Below are 14,478 nucleotides of genomic sequence, written 5' to 3' on the forward strand. Positions count from 1 at the left end.
TTAGTCTTCGTCGAAGATTCCCGCGGCCACGTCGCGATCGGCGATGAGGGCCTCCGCCATGTAGGCTTCCTGATCCTCCGGGGAGGTCAGGCCAGCCTGCATGCGCATCAGGTGCCGACCGGCCGTCTGCATAGAGGAGATAATCCTTGCGCCGCCGGTTGCGCGCACGTCGATATCGGAAATCTGCGAGTGCGCCGGAATAGCGCTGGTGAGGGTCACAGCACCGCCATCGGCGAACACCTCACACACGGGCCCGTCCAGGAACACCGTCAGGGTGTCCGAGTCTGCGTCTTTGAGCGGTGCCGTGCGGGTATCCACGCCCAGGCGGGTGACGGACACCGCATCGTTGGTGTAGCTGATTGTTGCAATGACCTGCCCGGAATCATCCGTGACATCGACATCCACGCTGCCTTGCTGGGCGTCCAGCTGAGCGGACCAAATGAACGCATAGTCAGAGAACGTCCGCACGGCGGTAGGGGCGCCGACGACATCTTGGTACAGCTCCCCGCCCACCAGCGAGAGGTAGCGGGGTGCCGACAGGCAGTTGGCCCACTGGCCGTCCAGCGATGGGTGCGCGCCCACCAGGCCGAACATCACCGGCGTGTGGTAGTCGATCACACGCGGGCGGGTGAAGTCGTGGCCGAAGTCGATGACGGTGAACGGGGTGGTCACCTTGAAGGCATTGCCACTCAGGTTGCCGACTACGTACCCAGCGACCTCATCGGATTCGCCCGCGCCGCCAGGGAAGGTCACGAACAAGACATCCCGGCGGGCGGAGGAGTCGGCGTCCACCATAGAAACAATGCGCGGAGCGAAGGGGCGATCGGGGCGCAGGGCGGCCTCGGCAGGCAGCTCCAGTGGGCCGAGTACCCGCCAATGCTGGCGGTCGCTGGACCGCAGAACAATGATCTGCGCATCCACGTCGTTGATGAGGGATAAGGCGATCATCAGCCAGCCCTCATCCGGGTGGGCGGGATCCTCGTGGCGAATCACGCTGGGGGTGACCAGGTTTTCTACCGGGTGGGCGGAATCGTCAATGTCGATGGCGCCGAGCCGCTGGACGTGGGGATCCGGCAGACTCGGATCGTCGGATACCTCCGTGGCCTCCATCAGGTTGGGGATAAGCGCCCGTTCGATCGTGAAGGTTCGTGGGCCGCGCTGGCCGTGGGGAATGTCGGCGCCGCGCGCTTCCGCAGCAGTGGCTTCACCTGCAGCGTGAGTAACGACGAAGAACAGTTCCGCCCCTAGACCCACCGGAACCGTGGCGCCGGCCAGAATATCGACTTCTGCGCCGCGGGCGGTGCCCTCCTGGTCTGCTAGCCCCCGGTTTGGAACGACCACGTCATCGCAGATGTCCCAGTCGTAGGTGGCTTCCGAAGCCACCTGGTGCGCCCACCGAGAGCCCTCGGAAGGGCGCGGGCGGAACTGGTGGAATACGTGCAGGGCATTGCCGGAGAAAACGGCGCCTGCTGGGGCTTCCAACACCCCCGTTTCTGCGGTGATGTGCAGTTCCGGGCGGTGTTTGTGGGAGGAAGAATGCATGCCACCATTCATACCAGCGGATTGCGGTTAAAGCAGGGACTTGTACACGTCCACGGTCTGCTCGGCGATGGTTGCCCAACTGAAAGTCGTCACCGCACGCTGGCGACCGGCCTCTCCAAAGCTGCGCACCTTGTCCTTATCTGCGACAAGTGCGTTGGTGGCTTCGGCGAGGCCTCGTTCGAAGGCTTCGGCATCGTTCTCGTCGTAGTGGACCAGCGTGCCGGTCTCTCCGTCCACGACGACCTCCGGGATACCTCCGACGTCGGAGGCCACAACTGCCGTCCCGCACGCCATGGCTTCCAGGTTAACGATTCCCAGGGGCTCGTAGATGGAGGGGCAGAGGAACGCATCGGAGGCCGACAGGATCTCCTGCAAAGCCGGTTTCTCCATCATTTCCTTTACCCAGAACACGCCGTCGCGTTCTGCCTGCAGCGCCTCCACCAATGCGGTGACTTCGGCTTCGATTTCCGGGGTATCGGGGGCGCCGGCGCACAGCACAACCTGGATCTCCGGATCCAGGTGGGCGACTGCCTTAAGCAGGTGGGGTACGCCCTTTTGGCGCGTGATGCGTCCGACGAAGGAGACGATGGGGCGATTGGGGTCGACGCCGAGCTCCGTGAGTACGGATCGATTGCCAGCCTCCACGGCCGCCTCGAAGGTGGGGCGGGGCTGCCACAGTTCGGAATCGATGCCATTGAGCACCACGTGGATGCGATCCGGGTCGATTGCTGGGTAGGCGTCGAGGATGGATTCCTTCATCTTGGCGGAGACGGCGATAACGGCATCCGCGTTCTCCATCGCATTCTTCTCCGACCAGGAGGAGACATCGTAGCCACCGCCGAGCTGCTCGCGCTTCCAGGGGCGGTGTGGCTCTAGCGAGTGGGCGGTCGCCACGTGGGGGATGCCGTGCAACAGGCCACCAACGTGGCCTCCCAGGCCGGTGTACCAGGTGTGGGAATGCACAACCTCTACATCGCCGAGGGAGTGCGCCATGCGAAGTCCGGTGGAAAGTGTCTTGATGGAACCGTTGGCGTCCGAAAGCTCGGGATCTACCCCGTGGACATAAACATCCTGCTCTTCGCGAGGCCCGCCCATGCAGTGCACGTCGACGTGCTCCAGCTGCCGCATGTAGCGAACCAGTTCGGTGACGTGCACCCCGGCGCCACCGTAGATCTCTGGGGGATATTCCTTTGTCAGCATGGCGATACGCATGCCTCCAGACTAACCGGCTGCGCACCGCGTGTCCTGGCAACAACGGTCGCCAGTAATTGGATTGCCTGCTTGGCAAGCAAAACTACCGCCGGGTCGCTAGGTTGGAAAGTGTGAAGAGCAGATCGAATGTCCTGTCCATTGTCCTTGCTGGTGGCGAGGGAAAGCGCCTGTACCCTTTCACCGCCGACCGCGCTAAGCCCGCCGTGCCCTTCGGCGGTAACTATCGCCTGATCGACTTCGTACTGTCCAACCTGGTCAACGCAGGTTATTACAAGATCTGTGTGCTGACCCAGTACAAGTCCCACTCCCTTGACCGCCACATTTCCCAGTCCTGGCAGCTGTCGGGCCTGACCGGCCAGTACATCACCCCTGTACCTGCACAGCAGCGCCTGGGGAAGCGCTGGTTCACCGGTTCCGCGGACGCGATTCTGCAGTCCCTCAACCTCGTGTACGACGAGCAGCCGGATTACATCATCGTCTTCGGTGCGGACCACGTGTACCGCATGGATCCGGAGCAGATGGTGCAGGAACATATCGCCAGCGGCGCCGGTGTGACGGTTGCAGGACTGCGCGTTCCGCGCCACGAAGCTACGGCATTCGGTGTGATCCAGTCGAATGACGACAACAAGATCGAACAGTTCCTGGAGAAGCCGGCGGAACCGCCGAGCGTGCCGGATGATCCAGAGGTCTCCTTCGCCTCCATGGGCAACTACGTCTTCACTGCGCAGACGTTGATCGACGCGTTGAAGGAGGACTCCGAGGACGAGAACTCCAACCACGACATGGGCGGCGACATCATTCCGCGCCTGGTCGACCGTGGGGAGGCGTACGTTTACGATTTCTCCAACAACTACGTCCCGGGCGAGACCGAGCGCGACAAGGGATACTGGCGTGACGTGGGTACGGTCGACGCGTTCTACGAGGCGCACATGGATCTGATCAGTGTGCACCCGGTGTTTAACCTGTACAACCAGCAGTGGCCGATCCACACCGCAGAGACCGGCAACCTGCCGCCCGCGAAGTTCGTAAAGGGCGGAATCGCCCAGTCTTCGATGGTTTCGGCGGGCTGCATCATCTCCGCCGGCACGGTGCGTAACTCCGTGCTGAGTGAGAACGTGATTGTGGAAGAGGGCGCCTCAGTCGAAGGCTGCGTGATCATGCCGGGCGTGCGCATTGGCCGCGGCGCAGTGGTGCGCCACGCCATCTTGGACAAGAACGTTCAGGTTTCCGCGGGTGAGATTATCGGAGTGGATCGCGCCCGCGATCAGGATCGCTTCACCATCTCCAAGGGTGGCGTGGTCTGCATCGGCAAGAACGTGGTTGTCTAAACCTCCGCCGCGCAAGCGGCGGGGAGTAAGGGAGTTAGCTGATCTTGGTGATCAGCGTGGCGCCCGCTCCGAGGGGGAGGCGGGCGACCTTCGCGTTATCCAGCTCGCGGAAGAACTGATCTGCCTCGCGGGCGCGGGTGGTCTGGCGATCGGCGTGCTTGTCATCGCCGACGAGGCCATCCATCAGGGAGTCCAGCAGGATGAGGACGCCACCGCGGCGCAGTGCCGGGAGGGTGGACTCCACGATCGCGGTGAACTCCTCCGTGGCGGCTTCCGCAACTGCAATGTCGTAACTATCGCTAGCCAGACGGCGAATAACGTCCAGCGGAGCACTGGGCAGGAATCGGAAGGTGTTGGGGCGCTGCCCAGCGTTCGCGAAAGCCTGCTTAGCCAGCTGCTGATGCTGCACTTCTGGCTCGATGCACGTCAGGTGTCCCTCCACCTGGGCAGCGTTGAGTCCCTTGAAAAGGTGCAGGCCGATCACACCACTGGCGGGGGACACGATAATGCCGGTGGGGGTGTGGCCGCTGGCGGCGGCGTTCGCGCCGGCGCGGGTAGCCAGGAACTCCAGGAACTCGGCCGTCATCGCATCGGGGGTGAGCAGACCGAACTCCTGCGCGGCCTCGACGGCGGCAGTGACGACCTCGTCTGGCTCGGTAGTGGCCCGAACGTACTCACGGATGGCCTCGATTGGGGAAGATGATGCAGCATTCACGATTCCTGACGATAGGCCAGGGAAGCGCCAATGTTGTGCTTGACTTCGGCATGTCAGACTGTGGCGTCAAAAATAGAAAAGAGAGTGAACAGATGTGACCGGAGTGACTAACTTTCCCCCCTCCCCACGAGGGGGTAAAATTCTCACAGGAAACTGCCAGGTGTGCAGCACAAGAATTTGAGGACGATCAGTCACAATATGGTCATGAACGCAGACCGAACCCCCAACCCCCGTAGTACCGCAGAGTTTGATGCAGGTACCGGCGAGCTTCCCAGCTGGGGTGAATTGGTCGCAGAACACGCAGACAGCGTGTACCTCCTGGCCTACCGGCTGGCGGGCAATCAGCAGGACGCCGAAGACCTCACGCAGGACACGTTCATGCGCGTGTTCCGGAGCTTGAAGAGTTACCAGCCAGGCACCTTCGAAGGTTGGCTCCACCGCATCACAACCAACCTCTTTCTGGACATGGTGCGCCGTCGCGCGAAGATTCGCATGGAGCAGCTGCCCGAGGATTACGACCGCATCGAAGGTGGCATCGCGGACCCAGCGGAGACCTTTGAGCTGAATAACTTGGATCCGGCGCTGGAGAAGGCCCTGGATCAGCTAGCCCCCGAATACCGTGTGGCGGTGGTGCTGTGTGACGGGCTGGGGATGAGCTACGACGAGATCTCCCAAACCCTGGGCATCAAGATGGGCACCGTACGCTCCCGCATCCACCGCGCCCGTGCCCAACTTCGCGGTAACCTGGAACGTAACCAAGGCGAACTGGTCTACACCGGCCAGGTCTAAAAGCCCGGTGTAGCTAGCGAAGCGGGATAGCGCGAGATAGTGCGGGACAGACAGGGACAGAAAGGTAGGTAGCGCGTGTGACATCTTTCGTAGAAAACTTCACCGGGGAGCTGTCTATCGATCACCTGTCAACCGAGGCCATCGCCGCCCTCGTGGACGGCGAACTATCGCGCCGGGCAGAGCACCGAGCCAAGATCCACCTTGTGCACTGCGAACACTGCCGGGAAGAGGTTCGTGCACAGCGCACGGCAGCCAATCGCATGCGCAAACACGCCGCAGCAGTACACACCCCGGGTGGGCTGATGGAGAAGCTGCAGCGCATTCCCGAGGAATGCTGCGAGGACGATTCGCACCACCGATTCTCAGTGGACGGCTGTCGGCGCCCCGAAACGCTAGTCGACCGAGTTGATTTGTTGCTTCGGAAGTTGCACCTGCGCGGCAAGTAGAGTGAAAGTCTGTGCGGATTAAGTTAGGTTAGACAGGTGTTTTCCAATGTAGGTTGGGGCGAAGTCCTCGTACTTTTGATCGTTGCGCTGTTTCTGATTGGCCCGGAGCGTTTGCCGGGGCTCATCAAGGAAGCTCGGGCGATGCTGTTGGCAGTGCGCAAGGCCGTCTCGCAGGCCAAAGAGCAGCTGGATGGGGAGCTGGGGGAGGATTTCCGGGAGTTCTCTAAGCCACTGCAGGAGCTCAACAATGTGCGCCAGATGGGCGCCAAGGGCTTCATTACCAAGACTCTGTTGGACGATGATGACAGTATCCTGACCTCTTTCAGCGAGACGAAGCAGGAAGTGAAAGACACCGTGGATACGGTGCGTAAGCCGAACCTGCGCGAGTCCCTCAAGGCGGACAGTGCAAAGAAGAAGGCTCCTGCCGACAGCGCTGCCCCCGCGAGCGGTAGCGCGGACAACGGAGGCATCGCCGTAACCCAGCAGTCGACCGCTGGGGAGTCCCGCACGCAGACTTCGAGCCCGGTCGCCGATGCTGCAGAGCAGCTCACGGGAGATGCCGGGGGCGCGGGAAACGCAGGTAACGCTGGGGATAAAGAAAAGCCCTCCGCACCCGGTTACGGGTGGGAGGACGTGACCTAAACCGCGCTAGCCGCGGTTGCGGCCGGGGTCTTTCGGCCTATTTCTTTGTGACGCCGAGGTTCAGCGACTTACCTGCCAGCGAACTGCGACGAACGGCCAACTGATCGGCAATTCCGCCGAAGGCGATCGTGGCCGGAGAGTTCGGCTCGGACAGCACGATCGGATTGCCTAAGTCCCCGCCAATGCGCAGGTTCGGATCCAGCGGGATCTGGCCCATCAGAGGCACCTTAGTGCCGGTGATCTGGGACAGGCGGTCGGCGACGAACTGGCCACCGCCCGAGCCGAAGACCTCCATGCGGGAGCCGTCCGGCATGTCCATCCAGCTCATGTTCTCGATCACGCCGCCGATGCGCTGGCGGGTCTGCTGGGAGATCGAACCGGCGCGCTCCGCCACCTCCGCGGCAGCAGCCTGCGGGGTGGTGACGATCAGCAGCTCAGCATTCGGAACCAGCTGGGCGACGGAGATCGCCACGTCGCCGGTTCCCGGCGGCAGGTCCAGCAGAAGGATGTCCAAGTCACCCCAGAACACATCCGCCAGGAACTGCTGGATAGCGCGGTGCAGCATGGGGCCACGCCACACGACGGGGGAGTTATCGCCGATGAAGTGGCCGATGGAAATCAGCTTCACGCCGTGCGCCTGCAGCGGCATGATCATCTCGTCCACCTGGTGGGGCTTATCCGTGGAGCCCATGAGGCCGGGTACGGAGTGGCCGTAAATGTCGGCGTCGATCACTCCAACCTTCAGACCCCGCTTCTGCAAGGCTACGGCGAGGTTCACGGTGACGCTGGACTTGCCCACGCCACCCTTGCCGGAGGCGATGGCGAACACGCGGGTGGTGGAGTCGGCCTGGGCGAAGGGGATGACCGGATCAGCGGAATCGCCACGCACCATTTGGCGGATGTTGCGGCGTTGCTCGTCGCTCATCACGTCGGTCGTGACGGTGACGTTCTCCACGCCATCGACGGATTCCGCAGCTTCGCGCGTTTTCTCCGTCAGGTGGTTCTTCATCGGGCAACCAGCGATGGTCAGGTAGATCTCGATGGCGACATCGCTACCGTTGATGTCGATGGACTTCACCATGCCGAGATCCGTGATCGTGCGGTTGAGTTCAGGATCCTCTACGCGGGATAGCGCGCTGCGTACAGCGGATTCAGTGACTTGGGACATGATGGCTTTCAGTGTATCGAACGACTGCCCAGACGTTAACTTGGCCTGGTAGGTGGAACTCTGACTTAGTCTTCGCGGGACTCTCCGCGGGCTTCCTCATCGCGCCGCGAATCGTCGATCTTGTCATCGATGCGCTGCAGAATGTCGTGGAGCTCCTCCAGTTCGCGCCGCAGGTAATCGCGGGTGACGGTTTCGCCGACGGCGATGCGGACGCTGGCGACCTCGCGGGCCAAGAATTCCGTATCGGCCTTGGTCTCCGCAGCGCGGCGGCGGTCCTCGTCCAGGCTCACGCGGTCGCGGTCGTCCTGGCGATTCTGCGCCAACAGAATGAGCGGTGCGGCGTAGGCAGCCTGGGTGGAGAAGGCAAGGTTCAAAAGGATGAACGGGTATGGATCCCAGTTCCACCACATTCCGCCCAGGTTCAGCGCGATCCAGGCGATCACGATGATCGTCTGATAGAAGAGGTACTTGCCCGTACCTAGGAAGCGGGCGATGTTCTCGGCTACGCGGCCAACACCGTCGCCGTCCAGGTTGAATTTCTTTTTCTGACGCGTTGCGTCGGTGGGCGTATCTAGCTCTGCGCGGGAAAACTTTCGTGCCATAGAGTGCCTAGACCCCCTTCACTTCATTGTTGGTCGCAGTCTCATTGTTGGTCGCATTCGCTGCCTCGGGGCTGGAGCTGTCAGTGGATTCGGCGGCAGGGCGTGCCACGGAGGAGGCGTCGACGCGCCAATCCTCTTCGCGCCAGTCCTCCGGAAGCATGTGGTCCAGCAGGTCATCGACGCTGACCGCGCCCAGCAGGTGCTGGTCGTGGTCGAGTACCGGGCCACACACCAGGTTGTATGTCGCGAAGTAGCGGGCCGCGGTTTCCTGCGTATCCTCCGCGAACAGCGCCGGTAGTTCGAGATCCAGGATCCCACCGATCAGGGAGGACGGCGGTTCACGCAGCAGCTTCTGCAGGTGGACACAGCCCAGATACTTGCCCGTCGGGGTGGCCTGGGGTGGTCGAACCACAAAAATGAGGGAGGACAGGGACGTTGGTAGCTCTGGGTTTCGCGCGTGAGCGAGAGCTTCGGCGACGGTGGCCTGCGGCGTCAAAATAATGGGTTCAGGAGTCATGAGCGCGCCTACGGTCTCGGGCGAGAAGTCCATGAGGCGACGAACGGGTTCGGATTCCTCCGGATCCATCAGCTCCAGCAGCACGTCCGAGGTATCCTCCGGCAGCTCCGCCAGAATATCGGCTGCGTCATCCGGGTCCATCTCCTCCAACACGTCCGCGGCGCGTTCGATGTTGAGGTGCTCCAGGATCGCAGCCTGATCGTCATCCGGCATCTCCGCCAACACGTCCGCCAGCCGCTCGTCGTCGAGCTCCGCGGCGATCTTGTTGCGGCGGGCATCTTCCATCTCCACCAGGGCGTTAGCCACGTCAGCATTGCGCATTTGCGCGAATGAGGCGATCAGCTCCGCATCCTGGTTCACTGCTCCCGTTCCAGAGGCGTGGAGGCCTTGAATGTGCTCGATGGGGATAACGTCGATCGCGGTCCGGCGCCCCAGGCGACTGCGCTGGGTGACCGCCAGGTTGCGGATCTTCCACTCGCGGCGACGGCTACGGCTGAGCTCCACATCGGTGATCTCCACGACCTTGCCGTGAAGATCCTCGTGCTCCGGATCGTCCGTATGCACCTTGGAGCCGATGAGGTCCTCGAAGATCGTCAACTCCGCAGAGCGGGATTTGAATGGGCGCAAGTTCACCGAACTGGAGGTAGTGGTGATGTCCGTGGCAGTGATTGCCGCGATTCGTAGCATCGGCAGGAAGATCTTTCGCTTATTGGAGATCTCCACCACCAAACCAAGTGCCGTCGCATTATCGCCGTGGATGGTGATCACGACATCGCGGACACGACCGACGGATTCGCCGTCTGGCCCCAGCACCACTAAGCCGGCTAAACGTCCTGCATACACACGACTAGTACTCATGTCTACTAAGGTTACTTGATGCCTAAGACGCGGTAGTATGTGGCAAGTTGGATGGCTGCACACAGCCAGAAGCGCTGGATAGCGCCAGAAATGCTGGATATCGCCAGAAAGTTAAAGGGGAAGAACCAGATGCGAGTGTTGGGCGGGCGCAACGTGGCGTCACTAATCGCAGCAGTGACCTGTCTTGCCACCGCAAGTGGGCTGGCAGGGTGCGCGGAACAGAGCGCTCCGCAGTTCGTCGTCGGCGTGCCGGAGCAGTCCCTCGGGAATTCGCCCATGCCCAACCGCAATGCCGATGCTTTTGCCCGCTACCTGGTGCGGGGACTCAAGGATGACCACCGGAAGGTGGAGCGCAAACTCGTGTCCGCAGACTACCGGGTCCGGCAGTTGCGCACTGGTGAAGTGACCGTGACCTTCGGCTGCACGGGCGAGCTGTTGCAAAGGCTGGATCGGAACCGGGGCCTAGAGCTGCGCCGGGAGTATGCGGATCGGGAGGCTGTGAAGGGCGGCGAGCAGGACGAGAGCGCCCCGAAGTCCGACGCCCCGAAGTCCGACACCTCGAAGTCCGACCGGGAATGGGAGGCGCTGGTGTACGACGAGCTGCGCAACGTGCTGCCGCAGGATATCGGCATTACCGCGCCGGGGGAGGCCATGCCGTGCCAAGGCACTGGTTTGCCGCAGAACGCCGTTGTGCTCTATGCGAAGGAAGGCCTGAGCCGCGACATTGTTGGGAAGCTGAACTCCGTGGCTACGGGAACGACCATGGAGATGCTCGGAGGCTAGGGCTCGGGGCGAGGCAGGGCAGGGCTAGGGCTAGGACTTGGGCTCGGGGCAGGGCAGGGCGCTGAGACCAAGAAAAAGCCCGCCGCTAGTGCAACGGGCTTGTTGCTGGCTAGTAGCTAGCCGCTGAGGGCTTGCCGAGTTTTACTCGAAAGCCTCCTCCAGCAGCTGCTTCTGCTCCAGCTGGTGCACCTTTGCCACACCGGTAGCGGTGGAGGACTGTGCACGGCGGGAAACGCGCTTCAGCTGGATGCCTGGGATGTGCTCCGGCAGCTGCAGAGCCAGGAACGGCCACGGGCCCTGGTTGGCCGGCTCGTCCTGTACCCAGCGCACCTCGGCGTTCGGGTAGTTTTCCAGCGCATCCTTGATGCGGTTGAACGGAATCGGGTGCAGCATCTCCACGCGGACGATGGCGACATCATCGCGACCGTCTGCCTGACGCTTCTTCTCCAGATCCCAGTAGATCTTGCCCGAGCACATCAGAACAGTCTTGATGTTCTCGTTCTTGCCGTTCTGGTTCGGGTCGTCAATGACGGACTGGAACTTCTTGACCTCGGTGAAGTCCTCCACGGAGGAGACCGCCATCTTGTTACGCAGCATGGACTTCGGGCTGAAGACAACCAGCGGGCGCTTCAGGGAGCCCAGTGCGTGGCGGCGCAGCAGGTGGAAGTAGTTCGCCGGAGTGGATGGCTGGGCGATGGTCCAGGAGCCCTCCGCGGACATCTGCAGGAAGCGCTCGATGCGGGCGGAAGAGTGGTCTGGACCCTGACCCTCGTAGCCGTGCGGCAGCAGCAGAACCAGGGAAGAAATCTGGCCCCACTTGGCCTCGCCGGAAGAAACGTACTCGTCCAGGATGGTCTGGGCGCCGTTGGCGAAGTCACCGAATTGTGCTTCCCAGGCGACCAGAGCGTCCGGGTTACCGACGGAGTAGCCGTACTCGAAGCCCATGCCCGCGTACTCGGTCAGCGCGGAGTTGTAGGTCTCGAAGCGGCCGCCCTTGCCGGACTCGCGGGCGAGTTCCTCCAGCGGGCTGTAACGGTCGTGGTCGGTGTGGTCGAACAGGACAGCGTGGCGCTGGGTGAAGGTACCACGCAGAGTGTCCTCACCGACCAGGCGAACCAACTTGCCGCCGTCCACCAGGGAACCGAAGGCCAGCAGCTCGGCAAAGCCCCAGTCGATGTTGCCGTTGCGGGACATTTCCTTGCGGCGCTTGATGACCGGCTTAACGCGCGGGTGCGGGGTGAGGCCGTCGGGCACGTCGGCGAAGAGATCGCCGATGCGCTCGATGAGCGCGCGGTCGACGGAAGTATCCAGACCGTGCGGCAGATCCTGGGAACCGGTGATGCCACCTTGTTCCTTCGGCTTAGCGCCCTTTTCTGCCTCGCGAACCTGCGTGAACACGGTCTCCAGCTGCTCGTGGAAGTCGCGCTGAACGCGCTCGATGTCTTCCTCGGTCAGGTCGCCACGGCCCAGCAGGGTTTCGGTGTACTGGTCGCGGGAGCTCTTCGTCTCACCGATCAGCTTGTACATCAGCGGCTGGGTCATCGACGGATCGTCGGCCTCGTTGTGGCCACGGCGACGGTAGGTCACCAGGTCGATGAAGACGTCCTTACCGAAGCGGTTGCGGTAGTCCACAGCCAGCTGTGCAACCCACACAACGGCCTCTGGGTCGTCGCCGTTGACGTGGAACACCGGGCAGTCGAAGCCCTTTGCCAAGTCGGTTGCGTAGTGGGTGGAGCGGCCGGCATCCGGGGTGGTGGTGAAGCCGATCTGGTTGTTCACCACGATGTGGACGGTACCGCCGACCTCGTAGGCCTCCAGGCGAGCCAGGTTGATGGTTTCCTGAACAATGCCCAGGCCGGTAAACGCGGCGTCACCGTGCAGCAACAGCGGCATAACGGTGTGCTTCTCGTGCAGCTGATCCTGCTTGGCGCGGGCGATGCCCTCCATGACCGGGTTTACGGCCTCCAGGTGGGAGGGGTTCGCAGCCAGGTAAACGTCGATTTCGTTATCGCCGAACATCTGGTGGTACTGGCCCTGCTGGCCCAGGTGGTACTTCACGTCACCGGAACCGCCTGCGGCGGCCGGGTCGATGTTGCCCTCGAACTCCGTGAAGATTTGCGCGTAGGGCTTGCCCACAATGTTGGCCAGCACGTTCAGTCGGCCGCGGTGCGGCATGCCGATGATGACCTCGTCGAGGGCTGCGTCGGCTGCGCGGTCGATGGCTGCATCCATCATCGGGATCAGCGTTTCAGCGCCCTCCAGGGAGAATCGCTTCTGGCCGACGTACTTGGTCTGCAGGAAGTTCTCGAAGGCCTCGGCGGAGTTCAGCTTCTGCAGGATGTACTTCTGCTGAGCCGGGGTGAACTCTGCCTGGCCAGCCTCGATACGATCCTGCAGCCAGTTGCGCTCTTCGGCGTCCAGAATGTGGGTGTACTCCGAACCGACCTTCAGGGTGTAGGCCTTGCGCAGGGTGGCAAGTACCTCGCGCAGCGTCATGGTTTCGCGACCAGCGAAGCCACCGACGTGGAAGGTGCGATCGAAGTCCCACAGGGTCAGGCCGTGGGATTCGATGTTCAGGTCGGAGTGATCCGGGATCGGCAGACCCGGCTGGGTCCACTGCAGCGGGTTGATGTCGGCGATCAGGTGGCCACGGGAGCGGTAAGCCTCGATCAGCTGCATCACTCGGGTGGACTTATCGACGCCGATATTCGGCAGGTCCTGGCTCCAACGCGTCGGAGCGTAGGGCACGCGCATGGCGTGGAAAATGTCATCCCAGAACTCGTCGTTGATCAGCAGGCGGCTCATGGTGCGCAGGAACTCGCCCGATTCGGCGCCCTGAATGATGCGGTGATCGTAGGTGGAGGTGATGGTCACCAGCTTGCCGATGCCCATCTCGCCCAGACGATCCTCGGAGGCACCTGCGAACTCAGCGGGGTAGTCCATGGAGCCCACGCCGATGATGGCGCCCTGGCCCTTGGTCAGGCGCGGCACGGAGTGGCGGGTGCCGATACCGCCCGGGTTGGTCAGGGAGATGGTCACGCCGGTGAAGTCGTCCATCGTCAGCTTGCCTTCGCGGCCGCGGTGAACAACGTCCTCGTACTTCTCGACGAACTCGCCGAAGGACATGTTCTCGGCTTCCTTGATGGCGGCGACCACCAGGGAACGCTGGCCGTTCTTGCCGACCATGTCGATAGCCAGACCCAGGTTGATGTGCTCCGGGGTAACGAGGGTCGGCTTGCCGTCGACAACCTCGTAGGAGTTGTTCATGTCCGGGTGAGCCTTGACGGCCTGCACCAGGGCGTAACCGATGATGTGGGTAAAGCTGATCTTGCCACCACCGCGCGCACGCAGGGTCTCGTTAACCATGGCGCGGTTTTCGAACATCAGCTTTGCCGGCATATCGCGCACGGACGTAGCAGTCGGAATCTCCAGGGAGATGTCCATGTTCTTCACCACGGCCTTTGCGGCGCCCTTAATGGTGGTCTTGCCCGGTTCTGGAGCCTCAACCGGCTGCTTCGGTGCCGGCGGGACGGTGCGCTTCGGCGTGGGCTTAGCGCTGCTGCCCAAGCTCTGAGGGGTCTGGCGCTGGGACGCAGAGCCCTTCGGCTGCTTACCGCCGGCCGTCGTATCCCGGGTAGGGGTGACGGTGGTCTTCTGAGATCCATTGCCCGTCGCAGCCTGGATGTTGCCCGACGTACTTACGGGGGAGGAATTCTTTTCAAAGTAATCGCGCCATTCTGCGTCGACAGACTTTGGGTCTTCCTTATACTGCTGGTACATCATATCGACCAGCCATTCGTTTTGACCGAAATTCGCGCTGCTCACAGCAGGTCCTCGCCTCTTTCCTTAATGACTCTAAGTCTCGTCGTTCCACCC

At 62.3% G+C, this 14,478-nt stretch carries 12 protein-coding genes; 5 read left to right on the forward strand and 7 right to left on the reverse strand.

The genetic code is table 11. From position 1 onward, the window contains the following. Together CRD15_RS07090 and glgA are read right to left on the reverse strand one after the other, a co-directional pair. A complete protein-coding gene (locus tag CRD15_RS07090; RefSeq protein ID WP_255463782.1) occupies positions 1–1,542 on the reverse strand; it encodes a GH32 C-terminal domain-containing protein in 1,542 nt (513 codons plus the stop codon). 27 nt (positions 1,543–1,569) lie between these two features. After that, a complete protein-coding gene (gene glgA, locus CRD15_RS07095; protein WP_070551912.1) occupies positions 1,570–2,754 on the reverse strand; it encodes a glycogen synthase in 1,185 nt (394 codons plus the stop codon). A gap of 110 nt (positions 2,755–2,864) precedes the next feature. Here glgA and glgC point away from each other — a divergent pair, with 110 nt between their 5' ends. After that, positions 2,865–4,082 (forward strand): glucose-1-phosphate adenylyltransferase, encoded by a 1,218-nt coding sequence (gene glgC / locus CRD15_RS07100; protein ID WP_187402221.1) that lies wholly within the window; start codon positions 2,865–2,867, stop codon positions 4,080–4,082. A gap of 34 nt (positions 4,083–4,116) precedes the next feature. Here glgC and CRD15_RS07105 read toward each other — a convergent pair whose 3' ends face one another. After that, on the reverse strand, positions 4,117–4,797 hold the full coding sequence (locus CRD15_RS07105) for an O-methyltransferase (RefSeq protein WP_034973709.1): 681 nt from the start codon (positions 4,795–4,797) through the stop codon (positions 4,117–4,119). Positions 4,798–4,995: 198 nt separating this feature from the next. On the opposite strand from CRD15_RS07105, the gene sigE reads away from it, so the two are divergent. The 3 genes from sigE (at position 4,996) to tatB (ending at position 6,674) form a co-directional block, all read left to right on the forward strand. Then, on the forward strand, positions 4,996–5,586 hold the full coding sequence (gene sigE / locus CRD15_RS07110; protein WP_034978353.1) for an RNA polymerase sigma factor SigE: 591 nt from the start codon (positions 4,996–4,998) through the stop codon (positions 5,584–5,586). A gap of 77 nt (positions 5,587–5,663) precedes the next feature. After that, positions 5,664–6,032, forward strand: a complete 369-nt coding sequence (locus CRD15_RS07115; RefSeq protein WP_043012702.1) for a zf-HC2 domain-containing protein — start codon at positions 5,664–5,666, stop codon at positions 6,030–6,032. Positions 6,033–6,068: 36 nt separating this feature from the next. Then, positions 6,069–6,674, forward strand: a complete 606-nt coding sequence (gene tatB, locus CRD15_RS07120) for a Sec-independent protein translocase subunit TatB (protein WP_187402222.1) — start codon at positions 6,069–6,071, stop codon at positions 6,672–6,674. A gap of 37 nt (positions 6,675–6,711) precedes the next feature. On the opposite strand, the gene CRD15_RS07125 is transcribed toward tatB, so the two are convergent. The 3 genes from CRD15_RS07125 to CRD15_RS07135 form a co-directional block, all read right to left on the reverse strand. Then, positions 6,712–7,842, reverse strand: a complete 1,131-nt coding sequence (locus tag CRD15_RS07125) for an Mrp/NBP35 family ATP-binding protein (protein ID WP_034970892.1) — start codon at positions 7,840–7,842, stop codon at positions 6,712–6,714. Positions 7,843–7,907: 65 nt separating this feature from the next. After that, on the reverse strand, positions 7,908–8,444 hold the full coding sequence (locus CRD15_RS07130) for a DUF1003 domain-containing protein (RefSeq protein WP_034973700.1): 537 nt from the start codon (positions 8,442–8,444) through the stop codon (positions 7,908–7,910). A 7-nt stretch (positions 8,445–8,451) separates the two neighbouring features. Continuing rightward, positions 8,452–9,819 carry a magnesium transporter MgtE N-terminal domain-containing protein gene (locus CRD15_RS07135; protein ID WP_237743867.1) on the reverse strand — a complete coding sequence of 456 codons (1,368 nt, stop codon included), beginning with the start codon at positions 9,817–9,819 and terminating at the stop codon, positions 8,452–8,454. 51 nt (positions 9,820–9,870) lie between these two features. Here CRD15_RS07135 and CRD15_RS07140 point away from each other — a divergent pair, with 51 nt between their 5' ends. Next, on the forward strand, positions 9,871–10,602 hold the full coding sequence (locus tag CRD15_RS07140) for a hypothetical protein (protein WP_237744280.1): 732 nt from the start codon (positions 9,871–9,873) through the stop codon (positions 10,600–10,602). 141 nt (positions 10,603–10,743) lie between these two features. Here the strand turns inward: CRD15_RS07140 and CRD15_RS07145 are convergent, their stop codons facing one another. Next, positions 10,744–14,427 (reverse strand): multifunctional oxoglutarate decarboxylase/oxoglutarate dehydrogenase thiamine pyrophosphate-binding subunit/dihydrolipoyllysine-residue succinyltransferase subunit, encoded by a 3,684-nt coding sequence (locus CRD15_RS07145; RefSeq protein ID WP_187402223.1) that lies wholly within the window; start codon positions 14,425–14,427, stop codon positions 10,744–10,746. Between the last annotated feature and the right edge of the window lie 51 nt (positions 14,428–14,478).

Origin of the sequence: Corynebacterium sp. LK28 (assembly GCF_014335105.1) — a bacterium.
Lineage (GTDB): Bacteria > Actinomycetota > Actinomycetes > Mycobacteriales > Mycobacteriaceae > Corynebacterium > Corynebacterium macclintockiae.

Coding starts and splice junctions, on each gene's coding strand:
- CRD15_RS07090 (WP_255463782.1), bottom strand. CDS start 1,542: ATGCATTCTTCCTCCCACAAACACCGCCCGGAACTGCACATCACCGCA.
- glgA (WP_070551912.1), bottom strand. CDS start 2,754: ATGCGTATCGCCATGCTGACAAAGGAATATCCCCCAGAGATCTACGGT.
- sigE (WP_034978353.1), top strand. CDS start 4,996: ATGGTCATGAACGCAGACCGAACCCCCAACCCCCGTAGTACCGCAGAG.
- CRD15_RS07125 (WP_034970892.1), bottom strand. CDS start 7,842: ATGTCCCAAGTCACTGAATCCGCTGTACGCAGCGCGCTATCCCGCGTA.
- CRD15_RS07130 (WP_034973700.1), bottom strand. CDS start 8,444: ATGGCACGAAAGTTTTCCCGCGCAGAGCTAGATACGCCCACCGACGCA.
- CRD15_RS07135 (WP_237743867.1), bottom strand. CDS start 9,819: ATGAGTACTAGTCGTGTGTATGCAGGACGTTTAGCCGGCTTAGTGGTG.
- CRD15_RS07140 (WP_237744280.1), top strand. CDS start 9,871: ATGGCTGCACACAGCCAGAAGCGCTGGATAGCGCCAGAAATGCTGGAT.